23 protein-coding genes and 1 pseudogene are annotated in these 19,479 nt (G+C 62.8%); 12 read left to right on the top strand and 12 right to left on the bottom strand.

The features are described 5' to 3' along the window. Position 1: 1 nt before the first annotated feature. The 4 genes from C4K40_RS26235 to C4K40_RS26220 all read right to left on the bottom strand — a co-directional run bounded on the left by C4K40_RS26235 (position 2) and on the right by C4K40_RS26220 (position 3,194). Positions 2-925 (bottom strand): MerR family transcriptional regulator, encoded by a 924-nt coding sequence (locus C4K40_RS26235; protein WP_053132027.1) that lies wholly within the window; start codon positions 923-925, stop codon positions 2-4. A 3-nt stretch (positions 926-928) separates the two neighbouring features. Then, entirely contained in the window at positions 929-1,879 is a 951-nt protein-coding gene (locus C4K40_RS26230) for a DUF523 and DUF1722 domain-containing protein (RefSeq protein ID WP_022640879.1), read from the bottom strand. Positions 1,880-1,995: 116 nt separating this feature from the next. Then, complete coding sequence (locus C4K40_RS26225; RefSeq protein WP_022640878.1) at positions 1,996-2,211, bottom strand: TIGR02450 family Trp-rich protein; 216 nt, start codon at positions 2,209-2,211, stop codon at positions 1,996-1,998. Next, positions 2,208-3,194 (bottom strand): NAD(P)/FAD-dependent oxidoreductase, encoded by a 987-nt coding sequence (locus C4K40_RS26220; RefSeq protein WP_022640877.1) that lies wholly within the window; start codon positions 3,192-3,194, stop codon positions 2,208-2,210. Before C4K40_RS26220 ends, C4K40_RS26225 begins: the two co-directional genes overlap by 4 nt. A gap of 194 nt (positions 3,195-3,388) precedes the next feature. Here C4K40_RS26220 and C4K40_RS26215 point away from each other — a divergent pair, with 194 nt between their 5' ends. Together C4K40_RS26215 and hemH are read left to right on the top strand one after the other, a co-directional pair. Further along, a complete protein-coding gene (locus C4K40_RS26215; RefSeq protein ID WP_053132024.1) occupies positions 3,389-4,291 on the top strand; it encodes a TIGR01777 family oxidoreductase in 903 nt (300 codons plus the stop codon). A 13-nt stretch (positions 4,292-4,304) separates the two neighbouring features. Beyond that, entirely contained in the window at positions 4,305-5,327 is a 1,023-nt protein-coding gene (hemH, locus tag C4K40_RS26210) for a ferrochelatase (RefSeq protein ID WP_053132021.1), read from the top strand. Between the two features lie 55 nt (positions 5,328-5,382). On the opposite strand, the gene C4K40_RS26205 is transcribed toward hemH, so the two are convergent. Both C4K40_RS26205 and upp read right to left on the bottom strand, forming a co-directional pair. Continuing rightward, positions 5,383-6,657, bottom strand: a complete 1,275-nt coding sequence (locus tag C4K40_RS26205; protein WP_022640874.1) for a uracil-xanthine permease family protein — start codon at positions 6,655-6,657, stop codon at positions 5,383-5,385. A 2-nt stretch (positions 6,658-6,659) separates the two neighbouring features. Next, entirely contained in the window at positions 6,660-7,298 is a 639-nt protein-coding gene (gene upp, locus C4K40_RS26200; protein ID WP_022640873.1) for a uracil phosphoribosyltransferase, read from the bottom strand. A gap of 165 nt (positions 7,299-7,463) precedes the next feature. Between upp and C4K40_RS26195 the strand changes: the two genes are divergently transcribed. The 4 genes from C4K40_RS26195 (at position 7,464) to C4K40_RS26180 (ending at position 9,478) form a co-directional block, all read left to right on the top strand. Continuing rightward, positions 7,464-8,021 carry a hypoxanthine-guanine phosphoribosyltransferase gene (locus C4K40_RS26195; protein WP_031320504.1) on the top strand — a complete coding sequence of 186 codons (558 nt, stop codon included), beginning with the start codon at positions 7,464-7,466 and terminating at the stop codon, positions 8,019-8,021. A gap of 3 nt (positions 8,022-8,024) precedes the next feature. Then, entirely contained in the window at positions 8,025-8,498 is a 474-nt protein-coding gene (locus C4K40_RS26190; protein WP_053132018.1) for a WbuC family cupin fold metalloprotein, read from the top strand. Between the two features lie 143 nt (positions 8,499-8,641). Beyond that, on the top strand, positions 8,642-9,127 hold the full coding sequence (locus C4K40_RS26185) for a hypothetical protein (protein ID WP_053132015.1): 486 nt from the start codon (positions 8,642-8,644) through the stop codon (positions 9,125-9,127). Between the two features lie 63 nt (positions 9,128-9,190). Further along, on the top strand, positions 9,191-9,478 hold the full coding sequence (locus C4K40_RS26180) for a PA4642 family protein (RefSeq protein WP_022640869.1): 288 nt from the start codon (positions 9,191-9,193) through the stop codon (positions 9,476-9,478). 89 nt (positions 9,479-9,567) lie between these two features. Here C4K40_RS26180 and mqo read toward each other — a convergent pair whose 3' ends face one another. Next, positions 9,568-11,079 (bottom strand): malate dehydrogenase (quinone), encoded by a 1,512-nt coding sequence (gene mqo, locus C4K40_RS26175; protein WP_053132011.1) that lies wholly within the window; start codon positions 11,077-11,079, stop codon positions 9,568-9,570. A 745-nt stretch (positions 11,080-11,824) separates the two neighbouring features. Continuing rightward, on the bottom strand, positions 11,825-12,058 hold the full coding sequence (locus tag C4K40_RS26170) for a hypothetical protein (protein WP_022640867.1): 234 nt from the start codon (positions 12,056-12,058) through the stop codon (positions 11,825-11,827). Between the two features lie 206 nt (positions 12,059-12,264). Between C4K40_RS26170 and C4K40_RS26165 the strand changes: the two genes are divergently transcribed. Next, on the top strand, positions 12,265-12,849 hold the full coding sequence (locus C4K40_RS26165) for a YajG family lipoprotein (protein WP_022640866.1): 585 nt from the start codon (positions 12,265-12,267) through the stop codon (positions 12,847-12,849). Positions 12,850-12,980: 131 nt separating this feature from the next. Here the strand turns inward: C4K40_RS26165 and C4K40_RS26160 are convergent, their stop codons facing one another. Beyond that, positions 12,981-13,187, bottom strand: a complete 207-nt coding sequence (locus C4K40_RS26160) for a hypothetical protein (RefSeq protein ID WP_022640865.1) — start codon at positions 13,185-13,187, stop codon at positions 12,981-12,983. Between the two features lie 190 nt (positions 13,188-13,377). On the opposite strand from C4K40_RS26160, the gene C4K40_RS26155 reads away from it, so the two are divergent. Beyond that, positions 13,378-13,665: a hypothetical protein gene (locus tag C4K40_RS26155; RefSeq protein ID WP_172681634.1), complete on the top strand. Its 288-nt coding sequence runs from the start codon at positions 13,378-13,380 to the stop codon at positions 13,663-13,665. Positions 13,666-13,732: 67 nt separating this feature from the next. On the opposite strand, the gene C4K40_RS26150 is transcribed toward C4K40_RS26155, so the two are convergent. Continuing rightward, positions 13,733-14,899 (bottom strand): 1-acyl-sn-glycerol-3-phosphate acyltransferase, encoded by a 1,167-nt coding sequence (locus tag C4K40_RS26150; RefSeq protein ID WP_053132005.1) that lies wholly within the window; start codon positions 14,897-14,899, stop codon positions 13,733-13,735. A gap of 141 nt (positions 14,900-15,040) precedes the next feature. On the opposite strand from C4K40_RS26150, the gene C4K40_RS26145 reads away from it, so the two are divergent. The 3 genes from C4K40_RS26145 to C4K40_RS26135 are packed head-to-tail and all read left to right on the top strand — an operon-like array spanning position 15,041 to position 16,159. Beyond that, on the top strand, positions 15,041-15,223 hold the full coding sequence (locus C4K40_RS26145) for a CPXCG motif-containing cysteine-rich protein (RefSeq protein WP_022640863.1): 183 nt from the start codon (positions 15,041-15,043) through the stop codon (positions 15,221-15,223). Positions 15,224-15,242: 19 nt separating this feature from the next. After that, positions 15,243-15,503: a putative signal transducing protein gene (locus C4K40_RS26140; RefSeq protein WP_022640862.1), complete on the top strand. Its 261-nt coding sequence runs from the start codon at positions 15,243-15,245 to the stop codon at positions 15,501-15,503. A 35-nt stretch (positions 15,504-15,538) separates the two neighbouring features. Next, positions 15,539-16,159 (top strand): SOS response-associated peptidase, encoded by a 621-nt coding sequence (locus C4K40_RS26135; protein WP_053132002.1) that lies wholly within the window; start codon positions 15,539-15,541, stop codon positions 16,157-16,159. A gap of 24 nt (positions 16,160-16,183) precedes the next feature. Here C4K40_RS26135 and C4K40_RS32320 read toward each other — a convergent pair whose 3' ends face one another. Together C4K40_RS32320 and C4K40_RS32315 are read right to left on the bottom strand one after the other, a co-directional pair. After that, complete coding sequence (locus C4K40_RS32320; RefSeq protein WP_371263437.1) at positions 16,184-16,927, bottom strand: methyl-accepting chemotaxis protein; 744 nt, start codon at positions 16,925-16,927, stop codon at positions 16,184-16,186. 111 nt (positions 16,928-17,038) lie between these two features. Next, positions 17,039-17,236, bottom strand: a pseudogene (locus C4K40_RS32315) (HAMP domain-containing protein); the annotation flags it as partial. 1,360 nt (positions 17,237-18,596) lie between these two features. Between C4K40_RS32315 and C4K40_RS26125 the strand changes: the two are divergent. Further along, complete coding sequence (locus C4K40_RS26125; protein ID WP_022640860.1) at positions 18,597-19,418, top strand: M48 family metallopeptidase; 822 nt, start codon at positions 18,597-18,599, stop codon at positions 19,416-19,418. Positions 19,419-19,479 lie beyond the last annotated feature (61 nt).

Here is a 19,479-nt window from a genome sequence, read left to right as displayed (position 1 = left end):
ATCAGAAAAGTCCTCGCTCGAGCAGTGCCTGGTAGGCCGCAATCGGGTCTTGGGCCAGGTACAGATCGGCGATTTCAGTGATACATACGGACCACTCGGCGGGACGGATGCACACCGTGGGTCCGGCGATGAATTTTTTGCAGGCGATGCCGCCCAGCAGCCGTGGCAGTTGGGCGGGGTTGAGCGCCTTGCTGGAGTACAGCAGCAGGCCCCGGGCTTGCAGGCGCTCGGTGGCCAGGGCCAGTTCGCCCCCGGGCAGGGGCCAGTCGAAGACCTCTACCGGGCAGTCGGCGCTGCTGGCCAGCCAGGCGGTGAGCCACAGATGGGGTTCCAGGGGCAGGTCCGACTGATTGACCAGCAACAGCGGCGCGCCTTGCACCTGGCGGTTGTTGTGGTAGATCCGGGCGCCGAGCTTGCTGCGCAGCCATGAATAGAAGAACACCTGCTCGGACTGGCTGCCGACTTGTCCTTGCCAATGCTGTTCCAGCTCCGCCAGCAGCGGCATCAACAGCTGCTCGCACAAGGTGCGTGGTGGATACAGGGCCATGGCTTGGTTGAAGGCATCGTCGACCTTGCGCTCGGCCAGTTGGCTGATGGCTTGCCTGAGTACCTGGCGCAGCCGTTGCCAATCGTTTTGCGCCGGGACGCTGAACGCCGGGGCGCTTTCGAGCAGGTGCCTGACCTGGCTGACCGCGACGCCACGGTTGAGCCAGGTCAGGATGGTCAGCACCTGTTGCACCTGTTCCCGGGTGTACAGGCGGTGCCCCTTGGGCGTGCGGTGGGGCACGATCAGTCCGTAGCGCCGCTCCCAGGCGCGCAAGGTGACTGCATTGACGCCTGTCAGCCGGGCGATCTCGCGGATCGGCAACCACTCCTGGTCCGGGCTGTCTTGGGGGGGCGTGGCGGGCAAGAGATTGGGCTCCATGGGTCAGATCGCGTTGCGCAGGCTGAGGTTTTCCGGGTGCGGCTGCAGGTACAACTGCCGCTCGATATAGGGATCGGGGTATCGGCGCAAGTGATGCTTGAGCAAGGTCAGGGGTACCACCAGGGGCACGATGCCCTGACGATACTGGCCGATGAGATGCTGCATTTCCTGCTTGTCTTCGGCGCTGATGGCCTGCCGGAAATAACCGCTCAGGTGCTGTAGCACATTGCTGTGGGTACCTCGGGTAGCGCATTGCCTCAAGGCGTTCATCAATTGGCTGAAATAGCGTGGGCCGACCTGTGCCGCATCCTGCCTGCCCATGCTGCCCAGCAGGTGGCCGAGGACCTTGTACTGCACCGGGTGATGGGCCATCAGCAGGTATTTGCAGCGGGCATGGAATTCGGTGAGGGCGCGGCGGGTCAGGCCTTGCTCGAGCAGGGCCCGCCAGTCGCGGTAGACATAGACCCGGGCCAGGAAGTTTTCCCGCAGCACCGGATCGTTGAGGCGTCCGGCTTCTTCCATTGGCAGGTCAGGGCGTCGCTCGCAGAAAACCCGCGCATATACACCACGGCCATCGCGCCGATGATGAGGCCCGCTGCCCTGGTAGACCTTGACCCGTTCCAGTCCGCAGGAGGGTGAGTCCTGCATGAAGATGTAGCCGCACAGGTCGGTCATTTCGGCGGCCATCCGTTCGGCGTAGTCCTGTAGGGGGCGGGTGACATCCAGGGCTTGGTCCAGGGTCCCGATGGCCCGTGGCTGGTCGTTGCCCTGCACCAGTCGGATCGGTTCGCGAGGGATGCCCAGGCCGATGGCGACCTCCGGGCAAAGCGGCACCAGCTCGAAGTGCTCGGCGAGTACCCGGCTGCACAGGCGGGATTCCTTGTGCCCGCCGTTGTAGCGGACTTCGGCGCCGGCCAGGCAGGCGCTGATGGCGATTTTCGGCTTGGCGGTCATGGTTCGGCCTCCGGATACCTGTACATGAAACGAGACGTGTACAACTTTTTCCATCATAGGTTTAAAGTTGTACGAGTCAAATTATTTGTACAAGTATTGGCGGCTACTCGCTGCGTTCAATGCCAGCCCATCCGCCATTGGCGGTCGTCCTTCAGGGCTTGCCAATCCAGGCGCTGGTTGCGGCAGTTGAGGACTGCCTGCAGCTGGACTTCCAGCACACGGCCTTCTTCGTTGCAGAACAGTTCGGTGACGAGAAAATGCTTCTCGCGATGTTGCGGGTGGGCTGCTGTCCATTTCGACAGCAGCAATTTACGCGGGTCGAGCCGGTTCACTGCAGGTTCGCGTGCAGCCTGCGAGCAGCTTCCTGGCCACTTAGCCAGGCGCCTTCGACACGCCCGGACAGGCACCAGTCGCCGCAGGCGTACAGGCCCAGGTCGGCGTCGGCCAGGGCACCCCACTCGTGACTGGTAGCAGGCCGGGCATAGAGCCAGCGGTGCGCCAGGCTGAAAGCGGGGGCGGGCATGACGCTGTGCAGCAACTCGGCGAACGCGCCATGCAGCTGCTCGATCACGGCCTCCTTGGGCAGGTCGATGTGTTGTCGACTCCAGGTGCTGGAAGCGTGCAGGACCCAGGTGTCGAGGTGGCTATCACGCCCGGGCTTGCTGCGATTGCGGGCCAGCCAGTCCAGTGGGCTGTCCTGGACGAAACAGCCCTGCATCGGGGTTTCCAGGGGTGTTTCGAAGGCCAGGGCGACGGCCCAGGTCGGATCCATCTTCACTCCGGCGGCGACTGCCGCCAGCTTCGGCGCGGCGGCCAGCAGGGCGGTGGCCTGTGGCGCCGGGGTGGCGATGATCACATGGCTGAACGGACCATGGTTGGAGCCTTCGGCATCCTGCAGGTGCCAGTGCCGCTCGCCGCGAAAGACTTCGGTGATACGGCAGGCGAAGTGCACTTCGAGGTCGCCGATCAGGGCGCGAGTGATGGCGCTCATGCGCGGCGTGCCAACCCAGCGGGTTTGCTCGTCGGGGGAAGGGCTGAGCTGGCCGGCATGGGAGTTGTAGAGCTGCGGTGTCCATTCGGCGACCCAGCCTTTGGCCTGCCAGCGCTGGACCTCGGTGACGAAGCGGCGATCGCGGGCGGTGAAGTACTGGGCTCCCAGGTCCAGGCTACCGGCGTCGCTGCGCTTGCTCGCCATGCGGCCACCGCTGCCATGGCTTTTGTCGAAGAGTTGGACGCAGTGCCCGGCGTCTCGAAGCGCCTGGGCGGCGGAGAGTCCGGCGATGCCGGTACCAATGATTGCAATGGGTACTGTCATAGGGGCCTCGTTTACCTTTTGGTACAGACTACGCCGCTGCCAAAACCTGTACAATGTTGTTCTTTGGTATAGCTTTCGGCGTCATCGGTTGTGCAGGTTGTCTATCGTTAAAACGCAGCCTGCCCGATTGAAAAGATCCCTGCTTATAAAAATAGACTAGGGATTCGGGTAAAACGCCACGCGAGGAACACGTCATGCATATCTTGCTGACCGGCGGTACTGGTTTGATCGGGCGGGCGTTATGTCGCCATTGGCTGGCCCAGGGGCACCAGTTGAGTGTATGGAGCCGCCAGCCCGATAAAGTTGCCGCCTTGTGCGGTCCCCAGGTACGGGCAGTCAAATCTTTGCAAGAGCTGGACCAGGCGCCGCTGGATGCGGTGATCAACCTGGCCGGCGCGCCCATAGCCGATCGTCCCTGGACCCATAAGCGCAAGGCGCTGCTGTGGGCCAGCCGCATCACCCTTACCGAAACCCTGCTGACCTGGATCGAGAGCCGCGAGCACAAGCCCCGGGTGCTGGTCTCCGGGTCTGCGGTGGGTTGGTATGGCGACGGTGGAGAACGGGAGCTGGCCGAGGACTCTCCGCCGGTCAGCGAGGATTTTGCCAGCCAGCTGTGCATCGCCTGGGAAGAAACCGCCCAGCGTGCAGAAGCCATGGGTGTGCGCGTGGTGCTGGTGCGCACCGGCCTGGTGCTGTCCGCCGACGGCGGCTTTTTGTCGCGCCTGCTGCTGCCGTTCAAGCTGGGCCTGGGGGGGCCGATCGGCAACGGGCGGCAGTGGATGCCGTGGATCCACATCGATGACCAAATCGCCCTGATTGATTTTCTTGTGCATCAGGATGCGGCACGAGGTCCTTATAATGCCTGCGCGCCGCAGCCGGTGCGTAACCGCGAGTTCGCCACCGCCCTGGGGCGAGTCCTGCGCCGGCCCGCATTGCTGCCGCTACCGGCCTTTGTCCTGCGCCTGGCGCTGGGCGAGTTGTCGCTGTTGCTGCTGGGAGGCCAACGTGCCGTGCCCGCGCGCTTGCTGGAAGCGGGCTTCACTTTCCAGTTCACCGATTTGCCCGCGGCCCTGGACGATGTGTCCAGCCGCCATTGAAATAGGACGTTGCATGACCGATCACGCGTTGCTTCTGGTCAATCTCGGTTCGCCGGCCTCCACCTCCGTGGCGGATGTGCGCAGCTACCTCAATCAGTTTCTCATGGACCCTTATGTGATCGACCTGCCCTGGCCGGTGCGGCGCCTGTTGGTGTCGCTGATCCTGATCAAGCGTCCGGCCCAGTCGGCCCATGCCTACCAATCGATCTGGTGGCAGGACGGTTCGCCGCTGGTGGTCATAAGCCAGCGCTTGCAGCGAGTGATGAGCGAGCAATGGAAGTGCGGGCCGGTGGAACTGGCGATGCGCTACGGCGAGCCATCGATCGAATCGGCGCTGCTGAAATTGGCGGCCAAGGGGCAGCGCAAGATCACCCTGGCGCCGCTTTATCCACAGTTCGCCGACAGCACCGTGACCACGGTGGTCGAAGAGGCGCGGCGGGTGATACGCGAGCACCGCCTGGATGTGCAACTCAATGTATTGCAGCCTTTCTACGACGAACCCGAGTACATCGACGCCCTGGTCGCCAGCGTCAGGCCGCACCTGGAGCAACCCTTCGATCACCTGCTGCTGAGTTTCCACGGCTTGCCCGAGCGGCACCTGCAAAAGCTCAATCCGGGGCATAGCCTGGATGGCGCTGGTGACTGCTGCAAGGATGCCTCCCCGCAGGTGCTCGCCAAGTGTTATCGCGGCCAGTGTTTCCGCACGGCCAAGGCCTTCGCCGGGCAAATGGGCCTGGCCGACGAGCAATGGTCGGTGTCGTTCCAGTCGCGCCTGGGGCGGGCCAAGTGGATCGAGCCTTATACCGAGGCTCGGTTGGATGAGCTGGCGAAGCAGGGCGTGAAGAAGTTGTTGGTGATGTGCCCGGCCTTCGTCGCCGATTGCATCGAGACCCTGGAGGAGATCGGTGATCGTGGACGTGAGCAGTTTCGTGCCGCAGGGGGGGAGGACCTGGTGCTGGTCCCGTGCCTGAATGACGACCCGCAATGGGCCCAGGCCTTGAACGCCTTGTGCCTGCGAGCACCCTTGGCGCTATAGAAGGTTTCGCCGGCCCGGCCCTCGTTGATTGCAGGACCGGTCGGCGAAAGTGTTTTCAGATCAGGGGGTCGTCGGACTTCTTGTTCTTCCAGCCGTCGTTGCCCGGCAGTATCAGGTTCAGGGCAATGGCGACGATGGCGCACAGGGCGATGCCCTTGAGGCCGAAGTCGTCCTGCCCGGTACCGCTACCCACCAGCATCCCACCGATACCGAACACCAGGGTCACCGAGACGATCACCAGGTTGCGTGCCTCGCCCAGGTCGATCCTATGGCGGATCAGGGTGTTCATGCCCACGGCGGCGATCGAACCGAACAGCAGGCAGAGGATCCCGCCCATCACCGGTACCGGGATGCTTTGCAGCAATGCGCCGAACTTGCCGATGAAGGCCAGGGAAATGGCGAATACCGCGGCCCAGGTCATGATCTTCGGGTTGTAGTTCTTGGTCAGCATCACCGCGCCGGTCACTTCGGCGTAGGTGGTATTGGGCGGGCCGCCGAACAGGCCGGCAGCGGTGGTGGCGATGCCGTCACCGAACAAGGTGCGGTGCAGGCCGGGCTTCTTCAGGTAGTCGCGACCGGTCACGCTGCCTACCGCGATCACCCCGCCGATATGCTCGATGGCCGGGGCCAGGGCCACCGGAACGATGAACAGGATCGCCTGCCAGTTGAACTCCGGTGCCGTGAAATGCGGCAACGCCAGCCACGGGGCGGCGGCGATCTTGGCGGTATCCACCACGCCGAAGTAGAACGACAGGGCAAAGCCCACCAGTACCCCGGAAATGATCGGTACCAGGCGGAAGATCCCCTTGCCGAACACCGCCACCACCAGGGTGGTGAGCAGCGCCGGCATCGAGATCATCATGGCGGTCTGGTAATGGATCAGCTCGCTGCCATCGCCCGCCTTGCCCATGGCCATGTTGGCGGCGATGGGAGCCATGGCCAGGCCGATGGAGATGATCACCGGGCCGATGACCACTGGCGGCAGCAGGCGATCGATGAAACCGGTGCCTTTGATCTTCACCGCCAGGCCGAGGAAGGTATAGACGAAGCCTGCCGCCATCACCCCACCCATGGTCGCGGCCAGGCCGAACTGGCCCTTGGCGAGGATGATCGGGGTAATGAAGGCGAAGCTCGAAGCCAGGAACACCGGTACCTGGCGACCGGTGACCAGTTGGAACAACAGAGTCCCAAGACCCGCCGTGAACAGCGCCACGTTGGGGTCAAGACCGGTGATCAGCGGCATCAACACCAAGGCGCCAAAGGCTACGAAGAGCATCTGGGCGCCAGACAACACCTGGCGCCAGAGCGGATCGTTGAACTCATCCTGCATGATCAGGAGTCCTTCTGCTTGGTGCCGAAGATCTTGTCACCGGCATCACCCAGGCCAGGAATGATGTAGCCATGCTCGTTGAGTTTCTGGTCGATGGACGCGGTGTAGATGGTCACGTCCGGGTGAGCCTGCTGGACGACGGCGATGCCTTCGGGAGCGGCCACCAGGACCATGGCGCGAATGTCCCGGCAACCGGCTTTCTTCAGCAGGTCGATGGTGGCGACCATGGAGCTGCCGGTCGCCAGCATCGGGTCGATGATCATCGCCAGGCGCTCGTCGATTTCCGGTACCAGTTTTTCCAGGTAGGTGTGGGCCTGTAGGGTTTCCTCGTTGCGGGCCACGCCTACGGCGCTGACCTTGGCGCCCGGGATCAGGCTCAGCACGCCTTCGAGCATGCCGATGCCGGCGCGCAGGATCGGCACCACAGTGATCTTCTTGCCGGCGATCTTTTCCACCTGGACGGGGCCGCACCAGCCTGGAATCTCATAGCTTTCCAGGGGCAGGTCCTTGGTGGCTTCGTACGTCAGCAGGGCGCCGACTTCCTGAGCGAGTTCGCGAAAGTTCTTCGTGCTAATGTCTGCGCGGCGCATAAGGCCAAGTTTATGACGGATCAGCGGATGGCGGATCTCATGGATGGGCATAGGGAAAGGCTCCGGCGGCGGGCAAAAAAAACGGCCTAGATTAATCTATCCGGGGTTGATGTCCTATAGACATAAAGTACGTTAGTCCAGAAACGCTTGATCTGGCGGGGCCGGATGCGTACCTTTGCCCGCTTTTCCGAAACTGCCACCCCCTTGGAGAGCGCCATGTCCGCTGATCTCGAGCATATCCGTCAAATCATGCGCGAGGCTGACTGCCTGTACACCGAAGCTGAAGTCGAGGCGGCCATCGCCCGGATCGGTGCACAAATCACTGAAGAACTGGCTGAGCGTAATCCGGTGGTGTTCTGTGTCATGAACGGCGGGCTGATCTTCGCTGGCAAGTTGCTGACGCACCTGCGTTTTCCCCTGGAAGCCTCCTATCTGCATGCGACCCGGTATCGCAACGGAACCAGCGGTGGCGAGCTGTTCTGGAAATCCAAGCCGGAAATCTCCTTCATCGACCGCGACGTGCTGATCATCGACGACATCCTCGACGAAGGGCATACCCTGACCGCCATCATCGATTTCTGCCACCATGCCGGCGCCCGCGCCGTGCATACCGCGGTACTGATCGACAAGGATCATGACCGCAAGGCCCGTCCCGATCTCAAGGCCAACTACATGGGCCTGCCCTGCGTCGACCGTTATGTCTTCGGCTACGGCATGGACTACAAGGGCTACTGGCGCAACGCCGCCGGCATCTATGCCGTGAAGGGCCTGTAAGACATGGCCGGGCCGAGCTTTCTCGATCAAGCGTTGTTCAGCGACCTGGCAGAGAAGGCCGCGGCCAACCCCCGTGGTCGCCAGCACCACAACTTCCACGCCATGGAAGAGCCCTGCCATCGCCTGGCGGTGGGGTTGCAGCCCTCGACCTATGTTCCGCCCCATCGCCACCTGAGTGCCGATAAAGCCGAGACCTTGCTGGTGCTCAAGGGCCGCCTGGGCCTGTTGGTCTTCGACGAGGCCGGCCAGCTCCAGGACAAGCGCGAGCTGCAGGCCGGTGGCGACTGCGTTGGCGTGGATATACCGGCTGGGGTGTTCCATGGCCTGGTGGCCCTGGAGCCCGACAGCCTGATGTTCGAATGCAAGGCCGGGCCTTATCGTGCGTTGAATGCGAACGAACAAGCGACCTGGGCACCCCGCGAAGGCGAGCCCGGCGTAGCCGAGTACCTGGCCTGGATGCGCGCGCAGTTCGACTGACGCCCGCGATCCTGCCAGGGGGTGAATCACTGAAGGCGGCGCTTTCCCCGGGGAGCGCCGCCTTCGGCATTGATGGCCGCCCGGTGGCTGCAATATCCGGGGAAAGCCGTGCTAGAGTGCTCGGCCCTTGCCTGGAGCCTGTCATGAGCCTGTTGATTCGCGGTAGCGCAGTCCTTCTTCTGAGCTTGAGCCTGCCCCTGGCGGCCGCCCCGGCGCCCTTGCATGGGCAGTTCCTGCCGCCGGACGACCTGACCCTGCGCGATGCGGTGCCTGAACAACAGCAACTGCTGCAGGTCACCGAATATTCGGTGGTCATCGGCAGCCAGCGCCAGTCCAACCAGCAGCCGATTCCGGTAACTTCGCCGGTCTGGGTGCGGCTCAAGGGCAAGCCCCTGAACAAGGGCGCCACCATCAGCCAGGTATTGGTCAACTTCGATGGCGAAAGCAAAAGCCTGAAAAAACCGCAATACGATGCCCAGAGCCGAACCCTGACCCTCTATTACCCGCTGGCCCAGTACCGGGCGGTGATGGACCTGCTGCGCAACGACACCGTGTATTGCCAGTTCCTCAGCTATGCCAACGGCCACATCTGGGCCGACCTGCATACCGGCAGCGTGCGTCCGCGTTGAGGCTGGAGGCGGGCTGGAGGTAAACTGCCCGCCCTGTGAAATGTCTGCGAGCTGGAGTCGGCGATGCGTAAAGATAAGAAACAAGTGATTGGTGACGAGATCGGTGATGAGCAGGTCAAGTTGTTCCTCGATTTCGAACCGGCCGATGCCACCTCGCCGTCCCTGCACAAGCTGATCAAGGCCTATCGCGGCCTGCGTATCGATGACTTCGAGCGCTTCCTGGGCTTTTTCGTCGCCGCCGGTTACGACCTGGACGGCCGGGACGAGCAGGGCAAGACCTTCGTCGAGCTGATCCGTGACCAGCGCAACGGCGCCGACTACATCGAACTGATGGACAAGGCCCGCGGCTGATTGCGCTTTGTCCGGTGTGCCTAAGCTGTTGGCCAGGCAAAAAAAACGCCCCGTCCTGCAAAGGACGGGGCGTTTTTCATGGTCGCGGATCAAGCGTAGCTTTCGGTTTCCTTGCTTGGCTCCACCAGCTCCAGGCGCAGATTGTTCTCGCTGTTGATCTTGTGATACAGCGCGGCGTCGGTAGCCAGGACCTTTTCCCGTGCCGGGAAGATTTCCTTGAGCTTGGCGGCCCATTCGCCGCTGGTCTTGGCCGGGAAGCAGCGTTCGATCAGTTCCAGCATGATCGATACGGTCACCGAGGCGCCAGGCGAGGCGCCCAGCAGGGCGGCCAGGGAACCGTCCTTGGCGGCCACCAATTCGGTGCCGAACTGCAGGATGCCGCCTTTTTTCGGATCCTTCTTGATGATCTGCACCCGCTGGCCGGCCACTTCCAGGCGCCAGTCCTCGGCCTTGGCTTCAGGATAGAACCGACGCAGGGATTCCAGGCGCTGCTCCATGGACTGCATGACTTCGCTGACCAGGTACTTGGTCAGGTCCATGTTGTCGCGAGCCACGGCCAGCATCGGGCCGATGTTGCCGGCGCGAACCGACATCGGCAGGTCCATGAACGAACCGTGCTTGAGGAACTTGGTAGTGAAGCCGGCATAAGGCCCGAACAGCAGGGATTTCTTGCCATCGACCACGCGGGTATCCAGGTGCGGTACGGACATCGGTGGCGAACCCACGGCGGCCTGGCTGTAGACCTTGGCCTGGTGGTGCTTGACCACTTCCGGGTTGTCGCAGCGCAGCCACTGGCCGCTGACCGGGAAGCCGCCGAAGCCCTTGCTCTCCTCGATGCCCGAAGCCTGCAGCAACGGCAGGGCCGCGCCGCCGGCACCGAGGAAGACGAACTTGGCGTCGACTTCGCGGGTGTTGCCGCTGTTGACGTCCTTGATGCTCACGGTCCAGCCGTTGGCCTTGTTGCGCTTGAGGCCGGTGACGCGCTTGCAGTACTTGACCTGGGCGTCGGGGGCGCTGGTCAGGTGCTTGAGCAACTGGTTGGTCAGGGCGCCGAAGTTGACGTCGGTACCGTTGATGACCCGGGTGGCGGCGATGGTTTCATCCGCCGGGCGGCCCGGCATCATCAGCGGCATCCACTCGGCCATCTTGGCCTTGTCCTCGGTGTACTCCATGTCCGCGAAGGCATGGTGCTGGCTCAGCACTTCATGGCGCTTCTTGAGGTAGGCGACACCCTTGTCGCCCTGGACGAAGCTCAGGTGCGGCACCGGATTGATGAAGGACCTGGACGAGCCGAAGGTGCCTTTGCGGGTCAGGTAGGACCAGAACTGCTTCGACACCTCGAACTGGGTGTTGATGTGCACGGCTTTCTTGATATCGATGCTGCCATCGGCGGCCTGTGGCGTGTAGTTCAGCTCACAGAGGCCAGCGTGGCCGGTACCGGCGTTGTTCCACGGGTTGGAACTCTCCGCGGCACCCGAATCCATCAGCTCGACGACTTCCAGCTTGATCGCGGGGTCGAGCTCCTTGAGCAGTACAGCGAGGGTGGCACTCATGATGCCGGCCCCGACCAATACAACGTCTACTGCTTCGTTATGCGCCATTAACGCGTCTCCAAAATCTGCAGCACCAAATTGACGGCATGGCTGCCAGGAGTGACGGGGCGATTCACGTGGTGCCCCAGGTTACCCATGGCCAGGATTGCCATGTCCGAGTCTTCGCAATTCTTTGCAACTTCTGCGGACGCTACCAACCGGGCCTCAAGGTGCATATGAACGCATCTCGGGGAGCCTCGGGGCAATTCGACTTATGGTCGATACATCCGCCAGTGCAACCAAATCCGTCAGCGGACAGGCTTCAAGCTTCAGCTCTCGAGGAGCGCTCGGACCTGTGTAATCGGGCTGTTGTAGAGGCTAATGGTGCCAGTTCAGACGCAAAACTATTCATTTGCTCGCCACACTCTTGTGAAGTTGTGAAAACCCGTTTTTTCACGCTCTTTTGAAGACGTGAACCTCAAAAAAGGGCTGCCTTGGCCTGGCACCTGGCCCGAGCGGTGGTACCGGCATGACTGGGGCATGCGGGCACGACGGGCGAACAGCATAAGTGTCCGAGCAATGGCAGCTCTGCAGATTCGTGAAAAGTGGAGGGTTGCAAGGTGGGACAACAGCAAGCACGCCAGCTTCACTCGATCTGTGTGGGCGGCTCTCTGTGGGCGGTGCGGGGTGCCAAGGCAGTGGCGTTGGCGGTACTGCGAGGCCCGATCAGGAGACGTCCTTATAATCGGGGGGAGATTGTAACGAAGAAATGTGCAGAAATGATCCTGTTTCGCGACTTTTATTAGGCTTTTGGTCAGGTGGCCAGTATCGGTCGCGCCCCGGTGACCACGCTGCGCGGGCTCACGCGGGCGCTGGCGGGCAGCATATGGTGCAGCCAGTTCAGGCGGATCTCCTGGATTTCCACCCAGCCGTCGCCGACAGGTGCCTCGATACTATGGCGAAATGCCTGGCAGCGGCCCTGGCAATCCAGCAGGGCGAAGCTACGGAACTCATGGCGTGGAGCGAACAGGGAGCGAAGGAGCTTCATGACCAGGCACCTAGTGTGTCATTGACGATAAGCATGCCGCCGAGCCGTTACATCATCGTGTATTACGGGTGAACGGCAGGTTACAGGAACCTGCTTGTACGGGACCTGTCCGAGTGATGACTTAAGTCCCCGGCAATGCTGGTTTGCCGCTGTCGTGCACCGCTATACTGCGGGCCTGTTTGTGCCTGATTCCTGGAGAAATGAGCATGTTGCAACGCCTGTTGTTCGGTTTGATCACTGTGGCCAGCCTGTCGCTGGCAGGCTGCGCCCACAGCCCGCAACAACTCACTCCGGAGCCCAAGCTCACCTCCCAGCTGGCGCCAGTGGGCCATGGCCAGCCGGTGGTGGTGAGGGTGGTCGATGGCCGTTCGTCCCCTGTGCTGGGTACCCGTGGCGGTCTGTACCCTGAAACCAGCTCGATCACCGTGCAGGGCGCGCAGATCCTGCCCAAGCTGCAGGCCCAGGCCGAGGCCGCGGTGCGCCTGCTGGGCTTTACCCCGACCACCGGTGGCAGCAATGCCCCCCAGTTGACCGTGACCCTGGCCGAGCTCAAGTATCAATCGCCCAAGGAAGGCATGTACGTGACCGAGGCGACCATCGGTGCGACCTTCCGCTCCGACGTGCAGAACGCCAACCGCCGCTACAGCGGCCGCTATGGTGCTTCCCTGGACCAGCGCTTCGGCATGGCGCCGAACCAGGACACCAACACCAAGCTGGTGGGCGACGTACTGAGCGACGCGCTGACCCGTCTGTTCAAGGATCCGAGCATCGGCCAGATCCTCGGCGAGTGATGCGCACCCTGTAGCTGCCCGCCGGCTGCGAGCAAGCCCACACGGTCTTGTTTGACGCTATAAACCGACAGATGCAAAAAAGCCCGGGTCCCTTGGACGCCGGGCTTTTTCATTGCCTGTCGGGCAGTGCTTCATGCCGCTTCGACGTAGAAGTCCAGCACGCTGACGCCGGTCAGCAGGTCGGTCTCCGGCAAGTCCGCGTGTTGATGCCCGCCCAGGGCGCAATACACCAGCCAGTGACGATCCTGGACGTTGAAGGCCAGGGCTCCGACCAGCGCCTGCTGTTCCTCGCTAGGGGCGATCAGGTAGAGGCGGTCCTGGTTTTCTGCATGCAACATGACAAGCTCCGTGGGTCATCGAGGGGCGACAGACTGGCTTGTTCAGATGACGAAAAGATGACGAACTAAATTAATTGCCCGGCGCCTCGTTACTGGTCGGAAAGGTCCGTGGGGCCGCCCGGGGATTGAGTAGAATCCGCGCCGCGGGCGCACTCGACGGCCCGAACACCGGTCTTTTTCGAGGTTCATGATGTCGTTGCAAATGTTCTGGTCGATGTTCATTGCCCATCCCGGCAAGCTGATCAACCTGTTCGCCCTGCTATTGGCCTGCCCGGGCAGCTGGCTGTTGCACGCCACTCGTCGCCGAGAGCAGCGGGCCCTGGCCAACCTGGCAGTCCAGAGTGAAGAACGGGCGGTGGACCAGCCCATGTTGATGCTCGACCCGGCCACCCTGCGCATCAACCGCTTCTTCTATCGTTTCGGTTTCGCCAGCCTGGGCCTGGCGCTGCTGGTGTCCTGGATCAGCACGCGGTTCTGATCGCCCACCTGGCCACGAATACGACAACGGCGCCCCCAGGCGCCGTTGTGCTTTAGCAGGCCGGGCCCTACAGCGCCAGGCCGGCCTTGACCCGATACTGGTTGCGGACCGGGGTCGCATACTGCAGCACCAGGTAGGGGCGATGCTCCGGCGGGCATTCTTGCAGGCGACGCTGCCATTCCTGCTCGGCCTTGGCCAGTTCCTGGGCCGGGAACACCTCGGCGGCGCTGGGCACCTGCAACTGCGGATCGGCATCGCTCCACTGGGCATAGGCCAGGTAGTGCACCGGGAACAGCCGGTAGCCGCCGAGGATCTGCCGATCCATTTCCATGGCCAGTTGCTTGGTATCTTCGAACTTTTCGCTGATGGGCGTGGCGAAGTTCACGTGGACCCGGCCCTTGTAGCCGGTGATGCCCTTGGCGATGCTCACGTCGTCTTCCCCCGGTGCCTTGGTATAGCTGCCGGTGGTGGCGCGGATATACAGCTCCCGGGCCTTGGCCTGGTCGCAAGGATCGTATTCGTAGCTGATGGACACCGGCGTCAGGTTCAGTGACTGGATCACTTCGCCGAACGGTTCGTCCTTGCGGCTCATGTGGAACATCTTGAGGATCGCCGACTCGGTACGGTCGTCGCCGTCCTTGGCCCGGCCCTCGGCCTGGGCGATCCAGATCGACTGACCGTCGTTGCGGATCGAGTGGTTGATGTAGGCCGACAACAGTTGGTAGGCCGCGAGCTTTTCCCTCCGCCCGCTGAGGGAGCGATGCACGATGAAGCTCTTGTTCAGGCGCATCAGATCGCTGACGAACGGTTTTTGCAGCAGGTTGTCACCGATGGCGATGCGCGGGGTCGGCAGGCCGGCGTGATAGACCGCATAGTTGACGAACGCCGGGTCCATGACGATATCGCGATGGTTGGCCAGGAACACGTAGGCGGTTCCCGACTTGAATTGCTCGACGCCGGTATAGGTCACGCCGTCGGTGGCGCGTTCGATGGTGTGGTCGACATAGAACTCGACCTTGTCCTGCAAGGTCGCCACCGAGGTGATGCCGGCGAATTCGCGGCGCAGGCGATGAGCGATCAGGGGCTTGAGCAGCCAACCGAAAGTGTTGGCAAAACGCGGGAAGCGAAAGTGGGTGAGGATATCTAGGAATGCCTTGTCGCTGAGCAGCCGGGCCAGCACCGCTGGTACTTCGCTGTCGTGGTAAGGTCGGATGGCATCGAATTCGCCCATCATGCTCTCTTGTTGGAAACGGCTAGGGTAAGAAGAAGGTTCGGATCGAAAAAAAGCCGGGCGCGGTCTGAAGATTCAGCTCAAGCATTAAAAGCCCTGCAAATAGACCGGCGATTATACGCATAAGTCACTCGGGAGACCGCGATGCTGGAAACCGACCATTATCAATGTCCTTACTGCGGCGAACAGGCAGAGGCGGTGCTGGACCTGTCCGCCGGCGACCAGACCTATATCGAGGACTGCCCGGTTTGCTGCCGGCCCATCGTGTTCACGCTGCAGACCGATGGCCAGGAATGGATGCTGGATGTGCACGCGGAAAACGACTGAACCTGGGGGAGTAGTGCTTATGCAGCGGATCTACGAGCCGGAAAATCTGATGGAAGGTGAACTGCTCCAGCGCATGCTGGCCAGCGAGGGCATCGAGGCGCACCTGCAGGGACGCGACTTGTTGGGCGGGGCAGGGGAGTTGCCGGTCTTCGGGCTGTTGGCGCTGTCGGTGGAAAACCACGAGGCGCAGCGCGCGCGGGAACTGATCGCTGCGTACAATGCCGCCCTGCCGTTGCCCTTCGAAGAGCCGGAGGGGTTTGCCGGCGTGCTGGTCTGTTAGGCTGAGCGCCGATTTGCCGAGAGTCGTATTGCCCCATGTGTGGACGTTATGCCCTGTTTCGCTGGAACCCCGCCTTCGCGGCCTTGCCGGGATTTCCCGCGGACCAGCGGGCCCAATGGAATATTTCGCCGAATGATTCGGTGCTGATCCAGCGCCTGGAGAACGACCAGCGTACCCTGGCCAGGGCTCGTTGGGGCTTGACCCCGGCCTGGTTGACCGACCTGTCCCGTACCCCGGCCCACGCCCGGGCAGAAACCCTGGCCGAGCAACCGATGTTCCGCCAGGCGTTTCGCGAACGGCGCTGCCTGCTGCCGGCCAACGGTTTCTATGAGTGGCGCGGAGGCAGCCGCAAGCGTCCCTACTGGCTGACGCCGGGGGAAGGGTCGTCGATCTTCTTCGCTGCGATCTGGGAGGCTTACCCGGTGCAGGAGCAGGTCTGGCTGAGCACCGCGGTGGTGACCCAGGCGGCTTCTACCCTGCGCCGCCCGCTGATCCTCGACGCTGCCGGCCAGGATGCCTGGCTGGATCCGCAGACTCCCCTGCATGTCCTGCACGCCTTGCTGGCCAGCCCGCCCGCGGCCTTGCGCGAGCGGGTCCTGGCCAACCTGGTCAACGATCCCAAGCTCAATGGGCCGGAGTGCCTGACCCCCGCTTGAGGCCGGGGCGAGGCGCCTCGACATTCAGACCCTGAACTGGTTGATCAGCCGGCGTTGCTGTTCGGCCAGCTTGGTCAGGCCGGCGCTGGCGGCGCTGGACTCGTCGGCCCCGCCAGCCACTTCGTTGGCCACCTGGCCGATGTTGATCACGTTGCGGTTGATGTCCTCGGCCACCGCGCTCTGCTCCTCGGCGGCGCTGGCGATCTGGGTGTTCATGTCGTTGATCACCGAGACCGCCTGGGTAATGGTCTCCAGGGCCTGGGCCGCCTTGGCCGCATGCTCGACGCTCTGGTCGGTCTTGTGTTGGCTGTCCTCCATGACCCGCACCACTTCCCGGGTGCCTTGCTGCAGTTGCTGGATCATCGACTGGATTTCCTCGGTGGCCTGCTGGGTCTTCTGCGCCAGGTTGCGCACCTCGTCGGCGACCACCGCGAAGCCGCGGCCTTGCTCGCCGGCACGGGCGGCCTCGATCGCTGCGTTGAGGGCCAGCAGGTTGGTCTGTTCGGCGATCCCGCGGATGGCGATGAGGATGGCGTTGATGTTCTCGCTGTCCTTGGCCAGGGTCTGCACCACGGTCACCGCGCGACCGATCTCTTCGGCCAGGGCGGCGATGGCGCTGGAGGTATCACGCACCACCTGCATGCCCTGGCTGGCGGCCTGGTCGGCATGGCTGGCCGCTTGTGCAGCCTGGGTCGCGTTGCGTGCCACGTCCTGAGCGGTGGCGGTCATCTCGTGCACCGCTGTGGCCACCTGGTCGATTTCCACCATCTGCTTGTGTACGCCCTGGTTGGTGCGGATGGCGATATCGGCGGTGTGTTCCGAGGAGTCGCTGACACTCTGCACCGAGGTCACCACCTGGCTGATCATCGCCTGCAACTTGGCCAGGAAGGTGTTGAAACCCTTGGCGATCGAGCCCAGCTCATCGGCCCGGTCACTGCTCAGGCGGCGAGTCAGGTCGCCTTCGCCCTGGGCGATATCGTCGAGCATCGCCACCATCTGCCGCAGCGGCCGGGCGATGCCGTGGCCCACCAGCCAGATCACCAGCAGGCCGACGCCGGCGATCACCAGGCCGACCATGGCCATGCCGAAAATGTCGGCCTGGCGCTGTTCGGCCAGGTCGCTTTGGAGCTTGTCCAGGTCAGCCATTACCGCGCCCAGGGGCAGCTGCAGCATCAGGGTCCACTGGGCATCGGTCTGGCCGATGCCGAAGGGCAGGTAGAGGGCGATCTTGCCGTTGGCCTGGTCGACGTCATAGGTCACCTCGCCGCGCTTGAGATTGGACAGCTTGGCGACGGTATCGCTGTTGAGTACGTCGCTGACCTTCTCGCCGAACTTGCCGGGGTCCTTGGTGTAGGCCACCAGGCGCGCGTTGCCGCCGATCAGGGCCATCTCGCCGGCGCCGCCGTAGAGCTTCTGGTTGGCGCCCACCAGCATGTCCTGGATGAAGTTCACCGACAGGTCGGCACCGACTATGCCCTGGAACTTGCCGTCCAGCAGGATGGGCTGGATGAAGGAGGCGAGCATCACCACCTTGTCGCCGACCTTGTAAGGCGCGGGATCGATCACGCAGGACTTGAGGTTGTCCTTGGAGCACAGGTAGTACTCGCTGGCCCGCACCCCGGTGGACAGCACGGTCCGGTCGTTGACGTCGGCCAGCTTGTCCAGGCCCAGGCTGGAGTCCTGGTTGCGGAACCACCAGGGCAGGAAGCGGCCGCTAGCGGCATCGATGCCGGCCACGCTGGTGCCGACATAGGCCCCGTCGTTGTGGTCGATGGCGTTGGGCTCCCAGCCTATATAGGCGCCGAGGATCTTCGGGTTCTGGGTGACGTTTTCCTTGATCAGGGCGATCAGCTGTTCGCGGCTCAGGTTCAGTTGCGCCTGGCCCTGGGCATCCCGGCTGCCCATCAGGGCGTTGACCCGCACCAGGCCGGCGGCAATCAGCAGCGGCGCCTCCAGTTCCCGCTGGATCTGGCTGACCTGGGTCTGCGCCAGGCCGCTCAAGCGTTGCTCGATGACGTGCTCGAACTGGGCCTGGGTCCTTTCCTGCACCATTTGCTGGGTCCGGGCGCCGGAGAACAGGGCATACAGCACCAGGGCTGCAACCACGCTGAGGACGATGGCTCCGGCCAGTGCGGCCACCGAAAACTGGATCGACTTGAACTTCATAGAGGCTCCGGGCGCAGGAATTGAGGTCTGCCGTGCTGTATCGGCCGCAGCCCTGTGGGTCATTAGCCCGGATTGCACAAATGACGCCGGGAAGGAGGCGGAGGTCGTTAGTGGCAAGGTGCCACGTCAAATGCCACGGGCCCTGGGGACAAGATGAATTTTTTCCTGCAGCGCTGACCTGCATCTCAATTGCGAGCGAAAAAGCGTTTTGCATCTGGCGCGGATACCAACTCGCCCTTAGGATACGCGCCATGTTTTCAGGGAGGTTTTCATGAAGAAGAAGTCATTGGTTGTATGTGCGCTGAGCGCCGCGGTATTGCTCAGTGGTTGCGAGACGGTCAACACCACCAACGCAGGTGTGGTGGGCGTGGATCGCAAACAGTCCATGTTCAGCATGGTATCCAGTGCCGAGGTCAACCAGTCCTACGCACAGTCCTACCAGGAGACCCTGAGCGAGGCTAGCAGCCAGGGCGCGCTGGACAAGACCAGCGCCAACGCCAAGCGCCTGCAGGTCATCGCCAACCGCCTGATTGCCCAGGCTCCGAACTTCCGTCCGGATTGCGCGCAGTGGAAATGGGAAGTCAACCTGATCAAGAGCGATGAGCTCAACGCCAACTGCGGTCCTGGCGGCAAGATCATTTTCTACTCCGGCCTGATCGAGCAACTGAAGCTGACCGACGATGAAATCGCCGCGGTGATGGGCCATGAGATCGCCCACGCCCTGCGTGAGCACGGTCGCGAGGCGATGTCCAAGCAGTACGCGCTGGGTGCCGGCAAGCAGATCGCGACCCTGTTCGGTGTTTCCCAGCAGACGGTTGCCCTGGGCGACAACGGCGTCAACCTGTTGATGACCCTGCCCAACAGCCGTGAGAACGAGAACGAGGCTGACCTGATCGGCCTGGAGCTGGCCGCCCGTGCCGGCTACAACCCGAACGCGGCCATTACCCTGTGGAACAAGATGGGCCAGGCTGCCGGTGGTTCCGCGCCGCCCGAGTTCATGAGCACTCACCCGGCGTCCACCAGCCGTATCGCCTCGTTGCAGGCGGCAATTCCCAAGGTGATGCCGCTGTACCAGCAGGCCAAGAAGTCCTGATCCACCGCGTCAGCCGATGATGCATTCGCCGGCAAGGCGGTTCCCGTAACGGGGGCTGCCT

This window comes from Pseudomonas sp. CMR5c (assembly GCF_003850545.1).
Classification (GTDB): domain Bacteria; phylum Pseudomonadota; class Gammaproteobacteria; order Pseudomonadales; family Pseudomonadaceae; genus Aquipseudomonas; species Aquipseudomonas piscis.
The sequence above is the reverse complement of the archived record's forward strand: the minus strand, read 5'-3'. Positions and strand labels throughout refer to the sequence as shown.